This is a genomic window from Streptococcus australis (assembly GCF_040226615.1).
In the GTDB taxonomy this organism is placed as follows: domain Bacteria; phylum Bacillota; class Bacilli; order Lactobacillales; family Streptococcaceae; genus Streptococcus; species Streptococcus australis_E.
In genome coordinates this window covers 52,572-72,275 of sequence record NZ_JBCOAT010000003.1, presented here as the reverse complement: position 1 = coordinate 72,275, position 19,704 = coordinate 52,572, and the positions used below count along the sequence as shown (strand labels likewise).

Genomic DNA, 19,704 nt, shown 5'->3' with positions numbered 1-19,704 from the left:
CGGACTTTTGTACCAGTCTTTTTCCTTATCATGATTAAGCAAAGCTCTATACTCAAAAAGAAACCACCCGTGAAGGTGGTTTCTTTTCTATCTTATTCTGCTTCTGTCACAAATTGGCTTAAGACACCATTCACAAACCGAGCAGATTTTTCATCTGAAAATGTTTTAGCTAATTCAATTGCTTCATTCACTGCAACCAGCTGAGGGGTATCAAAAGAAGTGATTTCGAACACACCCAAACGAAGAATGTTTTTCTCCACTAGAGTCAAACGTTCAACGGTCCATCCAGTTTTCAAGTGTTGGGCAATCTGTTGATCCAATTCATCCTTTGATTGACGAACACCAGATACCAAATTGAGTAGAAAAGCTGGAATTTCCACTTCCTGGTCTGTTTCCTCTTTGTCATGAGTAAAAGCAAATCGACACGCTTCTACAACATCCCCTTCATACTCTAAACTCATTAGAGCTTGAAAGGCACGCTCCCGTAGATCACGACGTGATTCAAATAAAATATCAGTCATTGAGGAAATCCTCATTAAACAAATCTTTCAAATCAGGTTTCGCCGCTTTTTCAGTCACGATCCCAACCACATGGATATTGACATCATCCAAGGTCACATCTGCCATATTGTAGACAGCTGTTTTTACTGCTTTTTGGATCGCAACCGCTACTTTAGGGACTGCTACACCATACTCTAGATAGAGGTAAATATCAACAGAGATTTGACCATCTTCTTGTGTACGAAGGTAAACCCCACGTCCAAGAGCACGTTTTGAAAGGCTATCCGATACACTCTTATTTTCAAGAGAATGAACACCATCCACTTTTGCAGTCGCAATCGCAATAATTTTTTCTAGCACACGAGGTGCAATGACGATTTCACCGTATTGTTCAGTTGCCATAGAAGTTCCTTTCTATCAGACCAATTTTTAGAGCTGATTAGGCACGAGAAACGTAAGTTCCTTCAGCTGTATTGATAATCAATTTTTGTCCTGCTTCGATGAAGTCTGGAACGTTAACGACAAGTCCAGTTTCCATTGTAGCTGGTTTACCAGAACCTGTAACTGTAGCACCTTTAATAGATGGTTGCGTTTCAGCAACTGTCAATTCAACAGTTGTAGGAACAGTCACCCCAATCACTTCGCTTCCATAGAATTGGATTTTCACTTCTGAGTTTTCAAGGATGTAAAGCAATTCGTTCTCAACATTGACAACAGGAATTTCATATTGATCGTATGTTTCAGTATTCATGAAGTAAGCTGTGTCATCCATTTTGTACAAGTATTGAGCTGGCACAGTTTCAATAATGGCTTGCTCAAATTTTTCTTCTGGACGGTAGCTTGTATCAAAAGTTGAACCAGTACGAACATCACGCAATTTCATACGCATGATAGTATTTCCTTTACCTGGTTTGTGGTGGCTAGCTTCCAAAACGCGGATCAATTTCCCGTCAGCTGTTTCAAAGGTCATACCAGCTTTCAACTTACTTGCTTCAATCATGTTTTCATACCTCTTTTTAAAAATATATTACTCTTTATTTTACAGCTTATATCTCGTTTTGTCAATTTGTAACTTCAAAACCCTTGATTTTACTAGCTTTTTAGCAAATTATTATCTTTTCATTACCAAATAGTTTTTTCCAAAAGTTCCTAAAAAAGTTCACAAAAAATACCCGTTAGGGTATCTATCAATTTACGAGTTCAGCAGGTAAGATCTAGCACCCTCACATGGTGCTTTTTTTATCTACAAAAATGGTAGGCGTCCGCGTACCAATGGGTACTCGAAGGCCTACCACTAGTTAAATTATAGCATATTTTATACACTTTTTCACATTTTAAAAGCTTTTAAAGAATTTATAATGAAAAAGATGGCACTTACTTTTTATGTCAAAAACAGCTCAGATTTCTCAAATCTCTCTCTGCAAAATTCCTTAGATCACAATCAATTCTTTCGGTGCAAGGGTCAAGACTTCACAGCCACTTTCTGTAATCAAGAGATCATCTTCAATCCGGACACCTGATAGACCTTCAATGTAGATCCCTGGCTCATCTGTTAAGACCATTCCCGCCTTGATAACTTCTTTAGATGTTTGACTGAAATAAGGCTCTTCATGGATGTCCAAGCCAATACCATGTCCAATGCCATGAGTAAAGTACTGGCCGTATCCTGCCGCCTCGATAATGTCTCGAGGAATTTTATCAAACTCACGGAAACCTAGTCCAGCCTTGGCTTCAGAAATGAGAGCTTGGTTGGCTTTCAAGACTGTTTCGTAAATCTCTCTTTCCTTATCACTGACATGACCTGCATAAATGGTCCGTGTCATATCACTCACGTAATGGTTGTAAAGACAGCCAAAGTCCAAGGTCAAGGCATCCCCCACAGAGATAATGCGATCACTAGGAGTCGCATGGGGCATAGCAGAGCGCTCTCCCGCAGCGGAGATGATATCAAAGGATACACCTGACGCTCCCAATTCCCGCATTCTGAAATCCAGGAAGGTCGCAGCTTCTAACTCTGTTGTTTGACCAATCTTGATAAACTCGAGCACATCTAGGAAGGCTTGATCTGAAATACTGCAGGCCTTGCGGATGGTTGCCACTTCTGTCTCATCCTTAATCAAACGAAACTCCATCACAAAATCAGACAAGGCTCTTAGAGAGACTCCTGAGAAAGCTGTCGCCAGACGGGTATGATAGGCAACTGTGATCTCATCCTCAAAGCCAAGTTCTTGGATCGCTGCGTCTTTGATAATTTTTGATGCTTCTTCTAATTCATTGCGGGTTTCAACAATCTCCACAAAGGGGAAACAAGTCGCATGGGCATGAATGGTATAGCGAGAATCTGTAAAGAGGACCACGCGCTCTTCTGTCACCAAAACAGTCCCATTTGATCCCCAGAAACCTGTCAAATAGTAGACATTTTTTAAGTTGTTAATGAGGACAGCTTTTAGATCCTGTGCCTTCATTTTAGTTCGTAGATTTGTAATTCGTTGGTTCATTGTAATTTCCCTTTCAAATACTGTCCTGTAAAGCTAGCTGGATTGCTAGCTACCTCTTCTGGTGTTCCTGTCGCAATAATGGTACCACCACCGACTCCACCTTCAGGTCCTAAGTCGATGATATGGTCCGCTGTCTTAATCACGTCCAAGTTGTGCTCAATGACCAAAACGGTATTGCCATCATCTACAAAGCGTTCCAAGACCTTGAGCAAACGAGAGATGTCTTCGGTATGAAGGCCTGTTGTCGGCTCATCCAAAATATAAAAAGACTTACCTGTCGAACGCTTATGAAGCTCAGAAGCCAACTTCATCCGCTGGGCTTCTCCTCCTGAAAGTGTCGTTGCTGGCTGTCCCAGGGTCACATAGCCCAAGCCAACATCCTTGATGGTTTGTAATTTGCGATTAATCTTTGGAATATGTTTAAAGAAATCCACCGCATCATTGACGGTCATGTCCAAAATCTGGGAGATATTCTTTTCTTTATAGTGAACTTCTAAGGTTTCACTGTTGTAGCGTCGCCCATGGCAGACTTCACACGGTACATAGACATCCGGTAGGAAATGCATCTCAATCTTGATAATACCATCTCCCGAACAAGCCTCACATCGGCCACCTTTGACATTGAAACTAAAGCGGCCTTTTTTGTAGCCTCTAATCTTGGCTTCATTGGTTTGGGCAAAGAGATCGCGAATGTCATCAAATACACCTGTATAGGTAGCTGGATTGGAGCGTGGAGTGCGGCCAATCGGACTTTGGTCGATATCGATCAGTCGATCAATGTGCTCGACACCTGAAATGGTTTTGTATTTCCCTGGTTTCTCTGAATTGCGATTCAATTTTTGCGCTAGCGTTTTTTTCAAAATACTGTTGACCAAGGTTGACTTCCCTGAGCCAGAAACGCCCGTGACAGCAATGAACTTGCCCAGCGGGAAGCGTGCTGTCACCTCTTTTAAGTTATTTTCAGCGGCCCCTGTCAGCTCGATAAAGCGTCCGTTGCCTACCCGTCGTTCCGTTGGTACTGGAATGGCCCGTTTGCCAGAAAGATACTGACCAGTGATGGATTTGCTATTGCGGGCTACCTGCTTAGGCGTTCCAGCCGCAACAATCTCTCCTCCAAAGACACCGGCTCCTGGACCGACGTCGATTAGGTAGTCCGCCTCCCTCATAGTATCTTCATCGTGTTCGACGACGATCAAGGTATTGCCTAAATCACGCATCTTTTTAAGGCTGGCAATCAAGCGGTCATTGTCCCTTTGATGGAGACCAATCGAAGGCTCATCCAAGATATAGAGGACACCTGAGAGATTGGAGCCAATCTGGGTAGCTAAGCGAATCCGCTGACTCTCTCCCCCAGATAGAGTCCCGGCTGAGCGAGATAGGGTCAGATAGCTCAAACCAACATTGTTCAGGAAGCTCAAGCGATCTTTCACCTCTTTGAGAATCGGACGAGCAATGGTCTCCTCATTCTTGGTTAATTTGAGATCAGCTATCACCTTAAGATGGTCCTCAATAGACAAGTCAGAGATTTGCCCGATATGGAGTCCCTTCTCTCCTCCTACTCGGACAGACAAGGCCTGGTCATTCAAGCGATAACCATGGCATGTAGCACAAGTTAATTCATTCATGTAGGACAACATCTGATTACGGGTGAAGTCACTAGACGTTTCATGGTAGCGGCGATTGATGTTGGTAACGACCCCTTCAAAAGGAATGTCAATATCGCGAACCCCACCAAATTCATTCTCATAATGGAAATGGAATTCCTTGCCCTCAGAACCATAAAAAACCAAGTGGCGGTCTTCTGGAGACAAGTCTTCAAATGGCTTGTCCATATCAATCCCAAACTGGATCATTGCCTGCTCCAACATCTGAGGATAGTAGTTAGAAGAAATTGGATTCCAGGGTGCCAGCGCTCCTTCACGGAGAGTCTTACTAGCATCTGGAACAACCAAATCCAAGTCCACCTCTAGCTTGATCCCTAGTCCATCACAATCTGGACAAGAGCCAAAGGGGGCATTAAATGAAAAGAGACGAGGTTCCAACTCAGGGACGGTAAAGCCACAAACCGGGCAAGCGTAGTGCTCTGAAAAAAGCAGTTCATTATCGTCCATGGTATCGATGACCACGTAGCCATCCGCAATTCGAAGGGCAGCTTCTACCGAATCAAAGAGACGAGAACGAATGCCGTCTTTGATGACAATCCGGTCTACGACAACCTCGATGGTGTGCTGTTGGCTTTTGGATAATTCTGTGACCTCTGTCACATCAAAGATCTCGCCATCCACACGCACCCGGACATAGCCGTCTTTTTGCACCTTTTCGATGATATTCTTATGCTGGCCTTTTTTCTTGCGAACAATGGGCGCTAAGATTTGCAGGCGTTGGCGCTCTGGCAGTTCCAAAACTTGGTCAACAATCTGCTCGACTGAAGAAGCGGTAATCGCTCCATGGCCATTGATACAGTATGGAGTCCCCACACGAGCATATAAAAGACGTAAGTAATCGTTGATTTCAGTTGTCGTTCCAACTGTTGACCGCGGATTTTTGCTGGTTGTTTTTTGGTCAATAGAAATGGCTGGACTTAGGCCATCAATCGAGTCCACATCGGGTTTTTCCATATTTCCTAAAAACTGACGAGCATAGGCTGACAGACTCTCTACATAACGTCTTTGCCCTTCCGCATAGAGAGTGTCAAAGGCTAAGCTCGATTTCCCAGAACCTGATAGACCAGTGACCACCACTAGCTTATCTCGAGGGATTTCAACATCAATATTTTTTAAATTATGAGCACGCGCTCCATGAATGACAATTTTATCGAGCATTTCTTCCACTTTTCATCAATTTATTTATCCTTCATTATATCAAATTTTTCAGCATTCTTTTATCCAAAAGCGTGCTTTTTCTGTTATAATGTTAAGGTGTAAAAAAACAAGGGGAGGCACCATGAAACAGGTCTTTTTATCAACCACAACTGAATTTAAAGAAATAGAGACACTGGAACCCGGTAGCTGGATCAACCTTGTCAATCCTTCACAAAGTGAATCGATGGAAATCGCCTCTGCTTTTAATATTGATATTGCCGACTTACGGGCACCACTCGATGCGGAAGAAATGTCTCGTATGACCATTGAAGATGAGTATACCTTGATCATCGTAGACGTTCCAATCAAGGAAGAGCGGAACAATCAGACCTACTATGTCACCATCCCTTTGGGAATCATCCTAACAGAAGAGGCCATCATCACTACTTGCTTGGAAGAGTTGCCTCTCCTAGATACCTTTATCAATCGTCGCTTGCGAAATTTCTATACTTTCATGCGGTCGCGCTTCATCTTCCAGATCCTTTATCGCAATGCTGAGCTTTATTTGACTGCGCTTCGTACCTTGGATCGCAAAAGCGAACAGATCGAGAGTCAATTGCACAAATCAACGCGTAATGAAGAGTTGATTGAACTGATGGAGTTGGAAAAGACCATTGTCTACTTCAAGGCCTCTCTGAAAACCAATGAGCGCGTGATCAAGAAATTGACCAGTGCCACTAGTAACATTAAGAAATACCTGGAAGACGAGGATCTGTTGGAAGATACCTTGATCGAAACCCAACAGGCGATTGAGATGGCGGATATTTACGGAAACATCCTCCACTCTATGACCGATACCTTCGCATCGATCATCTCCAACAACCAGAATAATATCATGAAGACCTTGGCCATGGTGACCATCGTCATGTCCATCCCAACTATGATTTTCTCGGCCTATGGGATGAACTTCAAGAACAATGACCTACCCCTCAATGGAGAAGCTAATGCTTTCTGGCTCATTATCTTCATCGCCTTTGCCATGACCGGATCGCTCGTTGTCTACCTCATCCATAAAAAATGGTTCTAACACCTACTAATAACACTAAGGAGTATTTATGTCTCAATTTGATTTGACCCAATTAAGTAAAAAAAATCAAGAATTCATTCGCATCGCTAAACACCAATTGATTGAAAACGGCAAAACAGAAGAAGAGGCTACTAGCCTGATTGAAGAAATTCTTCCAGCTATCTTTGAAAACCAACCAAAAGGAGTAACGGCGCGAACTCTCTTTGGAGCGCCAACTGTTTGGGCCAATGCTTTTAGTGATAAGGAACGCTACGAAAAAGAGCATCCAAAAGAAAATGATACTCCTCTTCTCATGATTACGGATTCTTTCCTTCTCGTCTTTGGTCTCTTTGCTGCCATTTCAGCCTTCATGAACCTTTTTGCACCTCAGGGAACCACTTATGGACTTCTCACTTTAACTCTTGGTAGCTTGGCTGGTGGGGTTGTGCTCTATTTGATGTATTACTACTTCTACCAATACTACGAAGTTTCTAAACGTGGAATGAAACGACCTGCTTTAACCAAGTCACTTCCTATCCTAATGTTAGCCATGATCCTTTGGGTTGTGATCCTCATGGTCACTGCTCTGCTCCCACAATTCCTCAACCCTCGTGTACCAAACTGGTTCATGCTCTTACTCGGTGGTGGGGCTCTTCTCCTCCGCTACTACTTGAAGAAAAAATACAATATCAAGAGCGCCAATACGGCACCTCAACGACGCTAAAAAGAAACGGATGAACACTTCATCCGTTTTTGTTTTACTGCATGTCCTTGTTCAACCTTTTTGAAAAATAGAGGACTAAGTCATCATTGTTTTCACAAGAACTGTAAGGGTTCAAGGGCTGATCCCTAAACCAAACCCCAGATCCATCTGGGATATAGCCCCGTTTAACATACAGTCTTTGAGCCGGGCCATAACCCGAGTGTAAACCAACCCCTAAAGTCACAATCTCTGAAAGTAGCCAGACTCTTTTTTCCGCCTCTTCTAAGAGTTGATTCCCAATTCCTCGATTTCTAAATGGCTCAAAAACATTAAAATCAGTTAGTTCAGGATAGACTCCCACGAAAGGACCGTGCTTGGCATCAGGCAATATAGTGATATAACCTGCCACAAATCCATCCGACTCAGCTACTAATACATCCCTTTCTCCATTCTCCTGATCCTGAAAATAGCTGGTCAAGATATCCTTTCTACCCGGCCACCCTTGGTGGATAAAGGCTTGAGAGATTTGCTCAATATCTGCCTTTATCATCCTCCTGATGATTACACCTTCCTTCATAGTTCCCTCCTTGATACATTTCTTCCCACATTATAACACGATTAGAGCTAGGGAAAGGTCAAATAGGTCCACCCGAACCTCAACTCGCTATCACATTTCTAAGCTCGTGAAAAAAAGACCCGAAAGGGTCTTAATTCGCTTTCTTGTTTTCAAGCTCATGAAAAAGAGGTCCATTGGACCTCAACTCGCTATCACATTTCCAAGCTCGTGAAAAAAAGACCCGTAAGGGTCTTACTCGCTTTCTTGTTTTCAAGCTTGTGAAAAAGAGGTCCATTGGACCTGAAAAAAAGACCCACCCGGGTCTTAATTCGCTCTCTTATTTTCAAGCTCATGAAAAAGAGGTCCACCGGACCTCTTTTTTAATCTTCGTTTACGAAAGGCATCAAAGCCATTACGCGAGCGCGTTTGATAGCTGTTGTTACTTTACGTTGGTTCTTCGCTGAAGTTCCAGTTACACGACGAGGAAGGATTTTCCCACGTTCTGAAACGAAACGGCTAAGAAGCTCAGTATCTTTGTAATCAACATATTCAATTTTGTTTGCTGCGATGTAATCAACTTTTTTACGGCGTTTGAATCCGCCACGACGTTGTTGAGCCATGTTTATTTCTCCTTTATAGTTTTAATTCGTTAAACCCATTCTTAGAATGGTAGATCGTCATCCGAGATGTCCATTGGATTAGCTCCGAATGGATTGTCATCACGTCCAAAGTTTGGTGTTGCGTTCGATGGTTCAGATCCTCCAAAGCTTGGAGCTGCATTTCCTGCAAATCCTCCACCTGAAGAATAACCTCCACCAGCTTGTCCTTCACGATTCGCGCGGCTTTCCAACAATTGGAAGCTGTCCGCTACGACTTCAGTGACATAAACACGTTGACCTTGCTGATTCTCATAATTACGAGTCTGGATACGACCTGTAATCCCAACTAAGGCACCCTTTTTAGCCCAATTTGCTAAATTTTCAGCTTGTTGACGCCAAATCACACAGTTGATAAAGTCCGCATCTCGTTCACCATTTTGGTTTTTAAAATTACGGTTAACAGCAAGTGAGAATGTCGCAACAGCCTGATTTTGAGGGGTATAACGAAGTTCAGCATCTCGAGTCATACGACCTACAAGTACAACATTGTTAATCATTAGTCACCTTCTTTATTCGTTAGGGCTTACGCGTCAACTTTTACGATCATGTGACGAAGAATGTCACCGTTGATTTTTGAAAGACGGTCGAACTCGTTAAGAGCTGCATCGTCGTTCGCTTCAACGTTTACGATGTGGTAAAGTCCTTCACGGAAATCTTGGATTTCGTATGCAAGACGACGTTTTTCCCAATCTTTTGATTCAACAACAGTTGCACCGTTGTCAGTCAAGATAGAGTCAAAGCGTGCTACCAAAGCGTTTTTAGCTTCTTCTTCAATGTTTGGACGAATAATATAAAGAATTTCGTATTTAGCCATTGATATGTTCCTCCTTTTGGTCTAATGACCCCAAGTCTTTGCAAGGGGTAAGTGAGGTTTGCTCACAAGTAACTATTATACCAGACTTCGGTATAGAAGGCAAGTAAAAATACCTTCTCTTGATTCTTTTTGAGAAGATTTATTTTTCTTCTATTATTTTCTCTAGTTTTTATACAGCAAGGAAATCTCTCCCTTTCCTTAAAGAAAACTGATATCAGTTAGCTTTAAGAATGGGCCGTTATACTACCTTCATCACAAACAAGAAACGAGGAACGGTTATGAATTATTTAGTCATCCCCGCTTATCAACCCGATCAAAAACTTCTCAAACTGGTGAAAAAACTGAGAGAAAAATGTGACTTCTCCATTATCGTTGTGGACGATGGTAGTTCTGAGGAATGCCAGGCTATTTTTGAAAAATTAGACGGATTAGCTACAGTCCTTCACCACGAAGTGAACCTTGGAAAAGGAGGAGCTCTCAAAACAGCCTACACCTACATTCAAGAGCAAGGGCAATACGGAACAGTCATCACTGCCGATGCCGATGGCCAACATAAGGTTTGGGATATCTTCCGCGTGGCCAACCAATCGCAAGATAATCCGAATCAATTGATTCTAGGGGCACGCGCCTTTTCAGGCAAGGTTCCTTTGCGTTCTGCTTTTGGAAATAAATTGACCCGCTTCTTGTTCAAGCAACAAACAGGGGTCGCTGTGACAGATACGCAGACTGGCCTTCGAGCCTTTACAACGAACATGATTCCTTTTATGTTAGAAATTGAGGGTCAACGGTATGAGTACGAAATGAATGTGCTTCTTGCAGCTAGCAAGGCCTTCCCCATCTTGGAAGTTCCGATCGAAACAGTCTATATCAATGACAATGAAGGGTCCCACTTCCGTCCTGTTCGAGACGGTCTCATGATCTACAAGGACATGTTTAAATTTGCCCTTTCTTCCCTGAGTAGCTTTATCGTTGACTACCTGGTCTACGCCTTCTTCCTTTTCGTGATGATGGCTGTGCCGATTAGCCTTCGGATCCTCCTTGCCAACGGGATTGCTCGTGTGGCTAGCTCTATCTTTAACTACTCGACGAACAAACGTTTCGTCTTTAAGAACAAAGACAGCCTGGCTCGAACCGGAAGTGGTTACTTGGGACTTGCGATTGGACTCTTTATTCTCGATACCCTCTTGATTCGACTCTTCTATACAAGCTTCGGTCTCCATTTGCTCCTCAGCAAGGTAATCGTTGGACTCTTGCTTTTCGTCGTCTCATGGTTGATTCAGAAAAAAATCATTTTCAAGGAAAGGACTGCACCTACTCATGAAATTCTTTAAAAAATCGTATACCTATGCTGCTTGTTTTGGTATCCTGCTAACAAGCTCCTTCAGCTATTCTATGCTCAAAACCTTTGTCTTATCCGATGCTATCCAAACAGTCAAAGCTACGACCACTGATACCAAAGCTGCTGAACAAGCTGCCGCAACTGCTACTACAACAGATACCAGTTACTCCGATGACAATATCCAGGTGAGCCTGACAGAAAAAACAGTTGAAAACACTCAAGTTTACATTGCAGATATTACGGTTAGCTCTTCTGACTATCTAAAAACTGCTTTTGCTCAAAATACCTATGGGACCAATGTGACGGCTAAAACTTCCGTCACTGCAGCTGAGAACAATGCTATTCTAGCCGTCAATGGAGACTACTACGGAGCTAATAGCACCGGCTATGTCATCCGAAACGGAGTGGTCTACCGCGATACGGTTCGCGAAGACTATAGCAATGGCGACTTAGCGATTTATAAAGATGGTTCCTTCAAGGTTATCTACGAAGATGAAATCTCTGCGGATCAGTTGGTCAAAGACGGGGTTGTTAATCTCCTTGCCTTCGGACCTTCCTTGGTTGAAGATGGAGAAATTACAGTCGATACTAACTCAGAGGTGGGACAATCCATGTCTTCTAACCCACGAACTGCCATTGGGATCATCGATGAAAATCACTACATCATTGTCGTCTCGGACGGCCGGACTTCAGAGAGTGAAGGGCTTTCTCTCTATCAATTAGCGGAAGTGATGAAATCGTATGGCGTTAAAACAGCCTACAACCTGGATGGTGGTGGATCTTCTACTCTTTACTTCAATGGCCAGGTTATTAACAAACCAACAACAAATGGTACTATCTCAGAAAGGGCGGTGAGTGACATTGTCTACATCGGTTACTAATCCTATTAAACAACGGTTGAAAAAGACCATCCTCTGGTACACTCTAATCTCAGCATTTTTCTTTGTCGGAAGTCGCATCTACGAACACTTTAGTTTTGGGGAAACCTCTGCCTTCATGCACTATCTCTTCATGATACCTTTAATTGGTGGTGCCTTGCTAGTGACTCTGCAACTAGTGGTAAAAGGCCTTTCTCGAATCACTCTTAATCTTTGGAACTCAGCTGTTGCCACGGCAACTGGTGGAGCCCTCTACCGAGGCATTGTGAACCTCTCTGGTCGTTCAACAACTCTCGACCAACCCTACTATTATGTTGCAGGGATCTTCCTAGTCCTTGCCCTCATCAGCCTCTTCTTTGTCCGCAGTGTTTGGGTGGAAGAGACAAAAATGACTATTTAATATTAAAAGCTCTTATCCAAAATAATTGGATAAGAGCTTTTAGATTTTTTCAATACTATCTATCAAAAAAAGAAACCAGAATAACTTCTGATTTCTTTTGGAATAAACTTATTTATTTACATTTTCCCATTTCCAGTTGTGTACTTCTGGAATATCATCACCATGTTCACGGATGTAAGCGTTGTGGAAGGCAATTGTTTCGTCCATTTGAGCTGCGAATTCAGCTGCTTCTGCTCCAAGAGCTGCATTGGCTGCATCTTGTGCCAAGTGGAAGCGATCCAATTCAGACATCACACGCATATCGAATGGTGTTGTGATATCTCCGTTTTCACGGTAACCATGTACACGAAGGTTATGGTTGTGACGGTTAAAGAAGATGTCACGGATCATACCTTCGTAACCGTGGAAGGCAAAGATTACTGGTTTATCAGTTGTGAAGACTTTGTCGAACTCTTCATCTGAAAGTCCACGCGCATCGACGGATGGGTGACGCAATTTCAAGATATCTACCACATTGACAAAGCGGATCTTCAATTCTGGGAAGGCCTTGTGCAAGATTGTGATGGCAGCAAGAGCTTCTAAGTTTGGCTCTGTACCTGCAGCTGCAATGACAAGATCTGGCTCTTCATCTGCTGAAACAGTTGATGCCCAATCGATCACCTTGTATCCTTCATGAACCAATTCTTCTGCTTCATCAGCTGAGTAGAATTGAGGACGTGGGTGTTTTGAAGTAACGATCAAGTTTACCTTGTCTTCTGCCTTGAAGGCTTTATCCATCACTGCAAGCAAGCTATTGGTATCTGCTGGCAAGTATTCACGGATGTATTCAGGAGTTTTCTCAGCCAAGTGAGTCAAAATACCTGGATCTTGGTGAGTATAACCATTGTGGTCTTGTTGGAAAACAGTTGAAGTCGCAATCAGGTTCAAGGCTGGGTAGTTTTTACGCCATGTCGTATGTGTCTTCGATTTACGCAACCATTTGAAGTGTTGAGTAATCATAGAGTCTACGACACGAAGGAATGATTCGTAAGAAGCGAAGAATCCATGACGACCTGTCAAGACATATCCTTCGAGCATTCCTTCTGCTTGGTGCTCTGACAATTGAGAGTCAATGACACGTCCAGCAGGGCTCAAAGCTTCATCGTAGTCTGGTTTCGTACGTCCTAACCATTGACGGCTTGTACGAGTGAAGACTTCTTGAAGACGGTTTGATTTGGTTTCATCTGGTCCAAAGATACGGAAGTTATCTGGGTTCGCATCCACAAGATCTGCTGCATACTTACCAAACTCGATCATATCTTGCGCCATGATGGCACCTGGTGTTTCGATCTTGAAGGCATGTTTCTTCCAATCAGCAGTGTCCATTGGTTTGATAACACCTGCGTTTGTGATTGGGTTCATAGCCATACGACGGTCACCTTTTGGTGCGATTTCAGCAATTTCAGGAACTAGTTTACCAGTTTCATCAAACAACTCTGCTGGGCGGTAAGATTCCAACCATGAAAGAAGGGCATCTACATGCTCCATGTGGTGAGCATCTACTGGGATTGGCACTTGGTGCGCACGGAATCCACCTTCGATTGGTGTTCCTTCCCAAGCTTTTGGTCCAGTCCAACCTTTAGGAATACGAGCAATCAAGACAGGGTATACTGGTTGAGTTGCTTCTTCTGCAGAACCTTTACGAGCTTCTGCTTGGACTTTCTTGATTTCTTCAATCGCTTCGTCCAATTTTTCTGCAAACAAAGCATGAGCTGCTTCATGGTCGTCAGAAATAGCCGTTACGTCTGCAAAAATTGGTTTCCATCCAAGACCTTCAAAGAAGAGGGCCAATTCTTCGTCTGTTTTGCGTTCGAAGATTGTTGGATTGTGGATCTTTCCACCGTTGAGGTAGAAGATTGGAAGAACAGCACCATCATTGACTGGGTTCAAGAAGGTATTGGCCAACCAACCAGCCATCAATGGACCAGTTTCCCCTTCACCATCACCGATTACGGTTGCAGCAATCACATCTGGATTGTCCAAAACAGCTCCAGCTGCGTGAGAAAGAGCATAACCAAGCTCTCCACCTTCATGGATAGATCCTGGAGTTTCAGGTGCCGCGTGAGAGGCAATCCCTCCTGGGAATGAGAAGATTTTACATAGGTGTTTAAATCCTTCTTCATTTTGTGGGATATTTGGATTCAATTCTGTGTAAGAACCATCTAAGTAAGAGTTGGACACCATAACTTGTCCACCATGACCTGGTCCTTCAATGTAGAACATATCCAAGTCGTATTTGTTGATTGCACGGTTCAAGTGTGCGTAAATAAAGTTTTGTCCAGGTACAGTTCCCCAATGTCCGATTGGGTGAGCTTTCAAATCGTTTTCAACCACTTCACGTTTCAACAACGGGTTGTCTTTTAAGTACATTTGAGCAGCTGAAATATAGTTTGCTGCGCGCCACCACGCATCCACTTTATCCAAGTATGCTTTGCTGTTAAAATCAACAGTCATATTGTCTCCTCTCAAATTCTAGCTATGATTCTGATGAATTAGAATCCAGTGCAAGTATTTAGGTTATAAACATTCTGTTTCACTAACATGAAGACAGAATGAGCGCGAACCAAATTTAATTCAATTCTTTTCTATTCTATCAATAATTTATCTTTTTGTATATAGAAAAAATTAAAAAAAATATAGTTTTTTATAAAAAGTTACAAATCTCTTTTAAAATCAAACCATTTTTCAATCATTATACAGACAGCTTTTGGGTAAAACTACTAAAAAGCCTTAGAAATCAGCCGTCTATAAATTTCCTTGTCACATAAAATCTTTCATGATATACTTTAGATATCAAACTAAAGGAGGTCGATATGATTAAGGAAAAACGCAATAAAGGATTTGTTTCAGGTCTGGTGCTTGCCCTTGTCTTCCTAGCATTCGCAGGATTAATATTTTCATTATGGATTCGTCACCAAAATCCTGCTACTAGCTTTGCTAAGGCAGAAAAGTCTGGGGATCCTGTAACGATGCAAGTCTATGATATTTATCCAGAACCTGTCGGAACTGTGGACAAAAGGCATGTACTCTATATTGTCCAATACGATAACCAAAATGATGGTAAGTATGCAGGGATCGAAACCAAAAAAGACGATGCGACGATTAAAGAAATCATTGATAAAGCGAAGAATGGGGAACTGCAGACCGATCCTTATCAACTAAAGGGAACGCAATTAGCCCCTTTGGCAAAGGATAGCAAGAATACATCTCGCAATGGTCGCCTTGTCGGTTATAGTGAGTACATCCATTCCCTCCTTGACCCGACTTCTGTCGTGTCACTCAATATGACGACCAACTATTATCTAAGCCTTACGGAATATAACAAAGACTCCTTATTCCTCTTGCTAGGTTCAGTTGCTTTAGCTGGACTTACCATTACAATGGTTGTAGCCAGCTTCTCTGTTCGGAAACGGACCATTGCTTCCTATCAGGAACTCCACCAAAACTATCCCGAACTCCAAGGAGATCTAAACCGTTTGGCTGATGAGGCCAGTTACTACAATCAAGACTTAAAAGTTATCTTATACAAAAATCATTTGATCACCTATTTCAGAGGAACGCAAACGATTGATTTACGAGATGTTCAACAACTATACTTACATGTCACTCGAGTTCGTCAATCAGGTATTGCCCGCTCTATCTTCCAATTGTGCTACATCCGCAAGGACAAGCCAAAGAAACAGCACCGCCTAGCCATTAAAAATAAGAAGAACTCTGAAGAACAACTCTACACTCTCTTTGCACAGGTGTCTGAGCGATTCCCAGATGTCAAGGTTGGAATTTAAAGCTTTCTAACTCCTCTTTTGAAATACTTTTCTAAGCCCTAAAACCCCCTCATCAACCAATTCTGATGAGGGGGTTTTTCTATTTAGGTCACATTTAAAACGAAGAAAATTAAATCACTTTCTTACCATTCTTATAGACATCTGTCACTAGGTTAGTCGCAAAGAAATAGAAGAGATAATCTAGATTTGGTGCGTCATAAATCGTGATATCAGCTTGTTTTCCAACATCGAAAGAGCCAATCGTTTTGGCACGATCTACTGAGTAGGCTGCATTGATGGTCACTGCATTGAGAATTTCCACTGGAGTTAGGCGCATCATGAAGCAACCAAGGTGCATAGCAAACTGGAGATTGGCTGTCGGACAGGATCCTGGATTGCTGTCTGTTGTTAGGGTAATAGCCATGCCAGCGTCCAACATCTTACGAGCTGGTGCATAGGTATCTTCCATGAGGCTGAAGGTTGTTGCAGGCAAAAGATTTCCAATAACTTTTGCTTTTGCTAGTTTTTGAATGCCCTCATCAGTAATGACCATCAAGTGTTCTGCACTGGTAGATTCCAATTCGGCTGCTACATCCACGCCACCAATGGACTCAATTTCATCCGCATGAATTCGTAATTTGAAGCCCATTTCCTTGGCTTTTGACAGAAGATAGCGGGACTCATCTGCTGTAAAGACACCCTTTTCACAGAAGATGTCACAGAATTCAGCTAGATTGTCTTCTTTTACCTTTGGAATCATTTGTTCAATAATCAGATCTAAATATTCTTGAGAACGGCCCTTGTACTCTGTCGGGATCGCATGAGCTGCCATAAAGGTTGAAACCAGATCAATTTCATGGTCTCGGTCCAAGGCTGCTACTACATCTAATTGGCGTTTTTCCGTTTCCCAATCCAAACCGTAACCACTCTTGGCTTCAACAGTTGTCACCCCATGGCGCAACATATAATCCAACAGTCGTTTGGATTTGTCATAAAGGTTGTCGAAGGACGCTTCTCGTGTTGCCCGAACGGTGCTTAGAATTCCACCGCCTTGAGCGAGGATGTCTAAGTAGGAAACACCCGCTAACTTTTTAGCAAATTCATGTTCACGACTGCCTCCATAGACCAAGTGGGTATGGCAGTCAATCAATCCAGGGGTCGCAACTTTTCCTTCACAGGATTTTACTTCCGTATGGTCATCGATCAGTCCTGGATCTGGTTGACCGCTCCCCACTGCAAGTACCTTTCCATCTTTAATGGCGATATAAGCATCAGAAAGGATTTTTGCCTCTGCCATCTCCTTGCCATAAAGAGGATGACCGAGGTCGTTTGGACAAAACAACTGGTTAAAGTGGGTTAAGATTACATCAGCAGACATATGAATACTTTCCTTTCTATTTCCATTGTTATTCATTTTATAATTCTAAAGCAAAAGCGTCAAAAAAAAGTCAAAAAGTTTTTCCCTCATTTTTTTTTGCTTTATTAAAAATTAAATTTATTTTTGACTCTTTATTGACGTTTCTTGGATACAATAAAGAAAATATAAATTCATAGTTTATACATAAGGAGGTTCCTACTATGTCATTTATAGACGATAAAGAAATTGCAGCTGCTATGTCTGTCAAACTTGACTTTGATGTCCTACCTGAAAAGGCAACGTTTCAAGAAGGCATCCGTCGTGCACCTGATAGAGGCTTCCGCTTAACGCAAGCTCAGACTGAGATTGCCCTTAAAAACGCTCTGCGTTACATCCCTAAAAAATTCCACCAAGAGTTGATCCCAGAATTTCTAGAAGAACTAAAAACTCGCGGTCGGATCTATGGCTATCGCTTCCGTCCAAAAGATCGGATCTATGGAAAACCAATTGATGAGTACAAAGGAAACTGCACTGCTGCTAAAGCTATGCAGGTCATGATCGACAACAACTTGAGCTTTGAGATTGCTCTTTATCCTTATGAGTTGGTCACTTACGGAGAAACAGGTTCTGTCTGTGCTAACTGGATGCAATACAACTTGATCAAGAAATACTTGGAAGTGATGACAGAAGACCAAACCTTGGTCGTTGAATCTGGTCACCCACTCGGCCTCTTCAAGTCTAAACCAGAAGCTCCTCGCGTTATCATTACCAATGGTCTTTTGATCGGTGAGTATGACAACATGCACGACTGGGAAATTGCTGAAGAGATGGGCGTTACCAACTACGGTCAAATGACTGCTGGTGGCTGGATGTACATCGGCCCTCAAGGAATCGTTCACGGTACCTTCAACACTCTTCTTAATGCTGGTCGTCTTAAACTCGGCGTTGCTGACGATGGTGACTTAACTGGTAAACTCTTTATTTCATCTGGTCTCGGTGGTATGAGTGGCGCTCAAGGGAAAGCAGCTGAAATTGCAAAAGCTGTTGCGATCGTTGCAGAAGTGGACCGCTCTCGGATCGAAACCCGTCACTCTCAAGGCTGGATTAGTCAAGTGACAGACAGTGCCGAAGAAGCTGTGAAATTGGCTCAAGCAGCACTGGAAGCTGGTGAATCAACTTCTATTGCCTACCATGGTAATATCGTAGACTTGCTTGAATATGTCAATGAACACCAAGTCCATGTTCATCTTTTGTCTGACCAAACCTCTTGCCACAACGTTTACGATGGTGGTTATTGTCCAGCTGGTATTAGCTTTGAAGAACGGACACGCTTGTTGGCAGAAGACAAGGAAACCTTCCACCGTCTCGTCGATGAAACCTTGGCTCGCCACTTCGCAGTGATTAAAGATTTGACTGCTAAAGGTACCTACTTCTTCGACTATGGTAATGCCTTCATGAAATCTGTTTATGACTCAGGCATCAAGGAAATTTCTAAGAATGGTTTGGATGACAAAGACGGCTTCATTTGGCCATCTTATGTAGAAGATATCATGGGCCCTATGCTCTTTGACTATGGTTATGGACCATTCCGTTGGGTCTGCCTCAGCGGTAAACACGAAGACTTGATTGCAACTGACCACGCAGCTATGGAAGCGATCGATCCAACTCGTCGTTACCAAGACCGCGATAACTACAACTGGATTCGCGATGCTGAAAAGAACCAATTGGTGGTGGGTACAGAAGCTCGTATCCTCTATCAAGATTGTATGGGCCGTGTCAACATTGCTTTGAAATTCAATGAACTCATTCGCCAAGGTAAGATCGGACCAGTCATGATCGGACGTGACCACCATGACGTATCTGGTACAGATGCTCCATTCCGTGAAACATCCAATATCAAAGATGGATCGAACGTTACTTGCGATATGGCGGTTCAATGTTACGCTGGTAACGCTGCTCGCGGTATGAGTCTTGTTGCTCTCCACAATGGTGGTGGTACTGGTATCGGTAAAGCTATCAACGGAGGATTCGGTCTTGTTCTAGACGGTAGTCACCGAATCGACGAAATTATCAAATCTGCTATTTCATGGGATACCATGGGAGGGGTTGCTCGTCGGAACTGGGCACGGAACAATCATGCTATTGAAACAGCGATCGAATACAACCGTCTCCATGCAGGAACAGACCACATCACTATTCCTTATCTTGCAGACGAAGATTTGGTCAAAGATGCGGTTCAAAAATTGTTTTAATTCAAAAAAATAAAAATTGAGAAAGGGGAGGAGAATACATTGCCCTCCTTCCCCACTTCTCCTATAAAAAGAGGTAA

The 19,704-nt window shown here is 42.8% G+C and carries 18 protein-coding genes; 7 read left to right on the top strand and 11 right to left on the bottom strand.

The genetic code is table 11. From position 1 onward, the window contains the following. Window positions 1-92: 92 nt before the first annotated feature. From nusB to uvrA, 5 genes are all read right to left on the bottom strand, one after another. Window positions 93-521, bottom strand: coding sequence for a transcription antitermination factor NusB (gene nusB / locus ABT997_RS04150; protein WP_048716428.1), 429 nt, complete (start codon window positions 519-521; stop codon window positions 93-95). Further along, window positions 514-903, bottom strand: a complete 390-nt coding sequence (locus tag ABT997_RS04145; RefSeq protein ID WP_006595687.1) for an Asp23/Gls24 family envelope stress response protein — start codon at window positions 901-903, stop codon at window positions 514-516. The genes nusB and ABT997_RS04145 overlap by 8 nt, the downstream gene beginning before the upstream one ends. A 37-nt stretch (window positions 904-940) precedes the next feature. Then, window positions 941-1,501 carry an elongation factor P gene (efp, locus tag ABT997_RS04140; protein WP_006595686.1) on the bottom strand — a complete coding sequence of 187 codons (561 nt, stop codon included), beginning with the start codon at window positions 1,499-1,501 and terminating at the stop codon, window positions 941-943. Window positions 1,502-1,931: 430 nt separating this feature from the next. Beyond that, the gene (locus ABT997_RS04135; protein WP_314369393.1) at window positions 1,932-2,999 is read right to left on the bottom strand and encodes a M24 family metallopeptidase; all 1,068 of its coding nucleotides are present in this window, start codon (window positions 2,997-2,999) and stop codon (window positions 1,932-1,934) included. Further along, window positions 2,996-5,821 carry an excinuclease ABC subunit UvrA gene (gene uvrA / locus ABT997_RS04130; RefSeq protein ID WP_314369391.1) on the bottom strand — a complete coding sequence of 942 codons (2,826 nt, stop codon included), beginning with the start codon at window positions 5,819-5,821 and terminating at the stop codon, window positions 2,996-2,998. The genes ABT997_RS04135 and uvrA overlap by 4 nt, the downstream gene beginning before the upstream one ends. Window positions 5,822-5,942: 121 nt before the next feature. On the opposite strand from uvrA, the gene ABT997_RS04125 reads away from it, so the two are divergent. Both ABT997_RS04125 and ABT997_RS04120 read left to right on the top strand, forming a co-directional pair. Further along, window positions 5,943-6,887: a magnesium transporter CorA family protein gene (locus tag ABT997_RS04125; protein ID WP_314369389.1), complete on the top strand. Its 945-nt coding sequence runs from the start codon at window positions 5,943-5,945 to the stop codon at window positions 6,885-6,887. Window positions 6,888-6,915: 28 nt separating this feature from the next. Next, window positions 6,916-7,590: a DUF1129 family protein gene (locus ABT997_RS04120; protein WP_154853696.1), complete on the top strand. Its 675-nt coding sequence runs from the start codon at window positions 6,916-6,918 to the stop codon at window positions 7,588-7,590. A 34-nt stretch (window positions 7,591-7,624) separates the two neighbouring features. On the opposite strand, the gene ABT997_RS04115 is transcribed toward ABT997_RS04120, so the two are convergent. The 4 genes from ABT997_RS04115 to rpsF all read right to left on the bottom strand — a co-directional run bounded on the left by ABT997_RS04115 (window position 7,625) and on the right by rpsF (window position 9,598). Further along, complete coding sequence (locus ABT997_RS04115) at window positions 7,625-8,146, bottom strand: GNAT family N-acetyltransferase (protein ID WP_048691145.1); 522 nt, start codon at window positions 8,144-8,146, stop codon at window positions 7,625-7,627. A 359-nt stretch (window positions 8,147-8,505) separates the two neighbouring features. Next, window positions 8,506-8,745, bottom strand: a complete 240-nt coding sequence (rpsR, locus tag ABT997_RS04110) for a 30S ribosomal protein S18 (protein ID WP_000068664.1) — start codon at window positions 8,743-8,745, stop codon at window positions 8,506-8,508. A gap of 41 nt (window positions 8,746-8,786) precedes the next feature. Then, entirely contained in the window at window positions 8,787-9,281 is a 495-nt protein-coding gene (locus ABT997_RS04105; protein ID WP_126404770.1) for a single-stranded DNA-binding protein, read from the bottom strand. Between the two features lie 26 nt (window positions 9,282-9,307). Then, window positions 9,308-9,598, bottom strand: a complete 291-nt coding sequence (gene rpsF, locus ABT997_RS04100) for a 30S ribosomal protein S6 (protein WP_006595679.1) — start codon at window positions 9,596-9,598, stop codon at window positions 9,308-9,310. Between the two features lie 278 nt (window positions 9,599-9,876). On the opposite strand from rpsF, the gene ABT997_RS04095 reads away from it, so the two are divergent. The 3 genes from ABT997_RS04095 to ABT997_RS04085 are packed head-to-tail and all read left to right on the top strand — an operon-like array spanning window position 9,877 to window position 12,215. Then, window positions 9,877-10,929 (top strand): bifunctional glycosyltransferase family 2/GtrA family protein, encoded by a 1,053-nt coding sequence (locus tag ABT997_RS04095; RefSeq protein ID WP_126404771.1) that lies wholly within the window; start codon window positions 9,877-9,879, stop codon window positions 10,927-10,929. Continuing rightward, window positions 10,916-11,818 carry a phosphodiester glycosidase family protein gene (locus tag ABT997_RS04090; RefSeq protein WP_314369385.1) on the top strand — a complete coding sequence of 301 codons (903 nt, stop codon included), beginning with the start codon at window positions 10,916-10,918 and terminating at the stop codon, window positions 11,816-11,818. The genes ABT997_RS04095 and ABT997_RS04090 overlap by 14 nt, the downstream gene beginning before the upstream one ends. After that, window positions 11,793-12,215, top strand: a complete 423-nt coding sequence (locus ABT997_RS04085; RefSeq protein WP_314369383.1) for a hypothetical protein — start codon at window positions 11,793-11,795, stop codon at window positions 12,213-12,215. Before ABT997_RS04090 ends, ABT997_RS04085 begins: the two co-directional genes overlap by 26 nt. 108 nt (window positions 12,216-12,323) lie before the next feature. Here ABT997_RS04085 and ABT997_RS04080 read toward each other — a convergent pair whose 3' ends face one another. After that, entirely contained in the window at window positions 12,324-14,708 is a 2,385-nt protein-coding gene (locus tag ABT997_RS04080; RefSeq protein ID WP_350018815.1) for a phosphoketolase family protein, read from the bottom strand. Window positions 14,709-15,067: 359 nt separating this feature from the next. On the opposite strand from ABT997_RS04080, the gene ABT997_RS04075 reads away from it, so the two are divergent. After that, window positions 15,068-16,039, top strand: a complete 972-nt coding sequence (locus ABT997_RS04075; protein ID WP_314369380.1) for a hypothetical protein — start codon at window positions 15,068-15,070, stop codon at window positions 16,037-16,039. A gap of 109 nt (window positions 16,040-16,148) precedes the next feature. Here the strand turns inward: ABT997_RS04075 and hutI are convergent, their stop codons facing one another. After that, a complete protein-coding gene (gene hutI / locus ABT997_RS04070; protein WP_350018814.1) occupies window positions 16,149-17,396 on the bottom strand; it encodes an imidazolonepropionase in 1,248 nt (415 codons plus the stop codon). 200 nt (window positions 17,397-17,596) lie between these two features. On the opposite strand from hutI, the gene hutU reads away from it, so the two are divergent. Further along, window positions 17,597-19,627, top strand: a complete 2,031-nt coding sequence (gene hutU / locus ABT997_RS04065; protein ID WP_223355549.1) for a urocanate hydratase — start codon at window positions 17,597-17,599, stop codon at window positions 19,625-19,627. Window positions 19,628-19,704 lie beyond the last annotated feature (77 nt).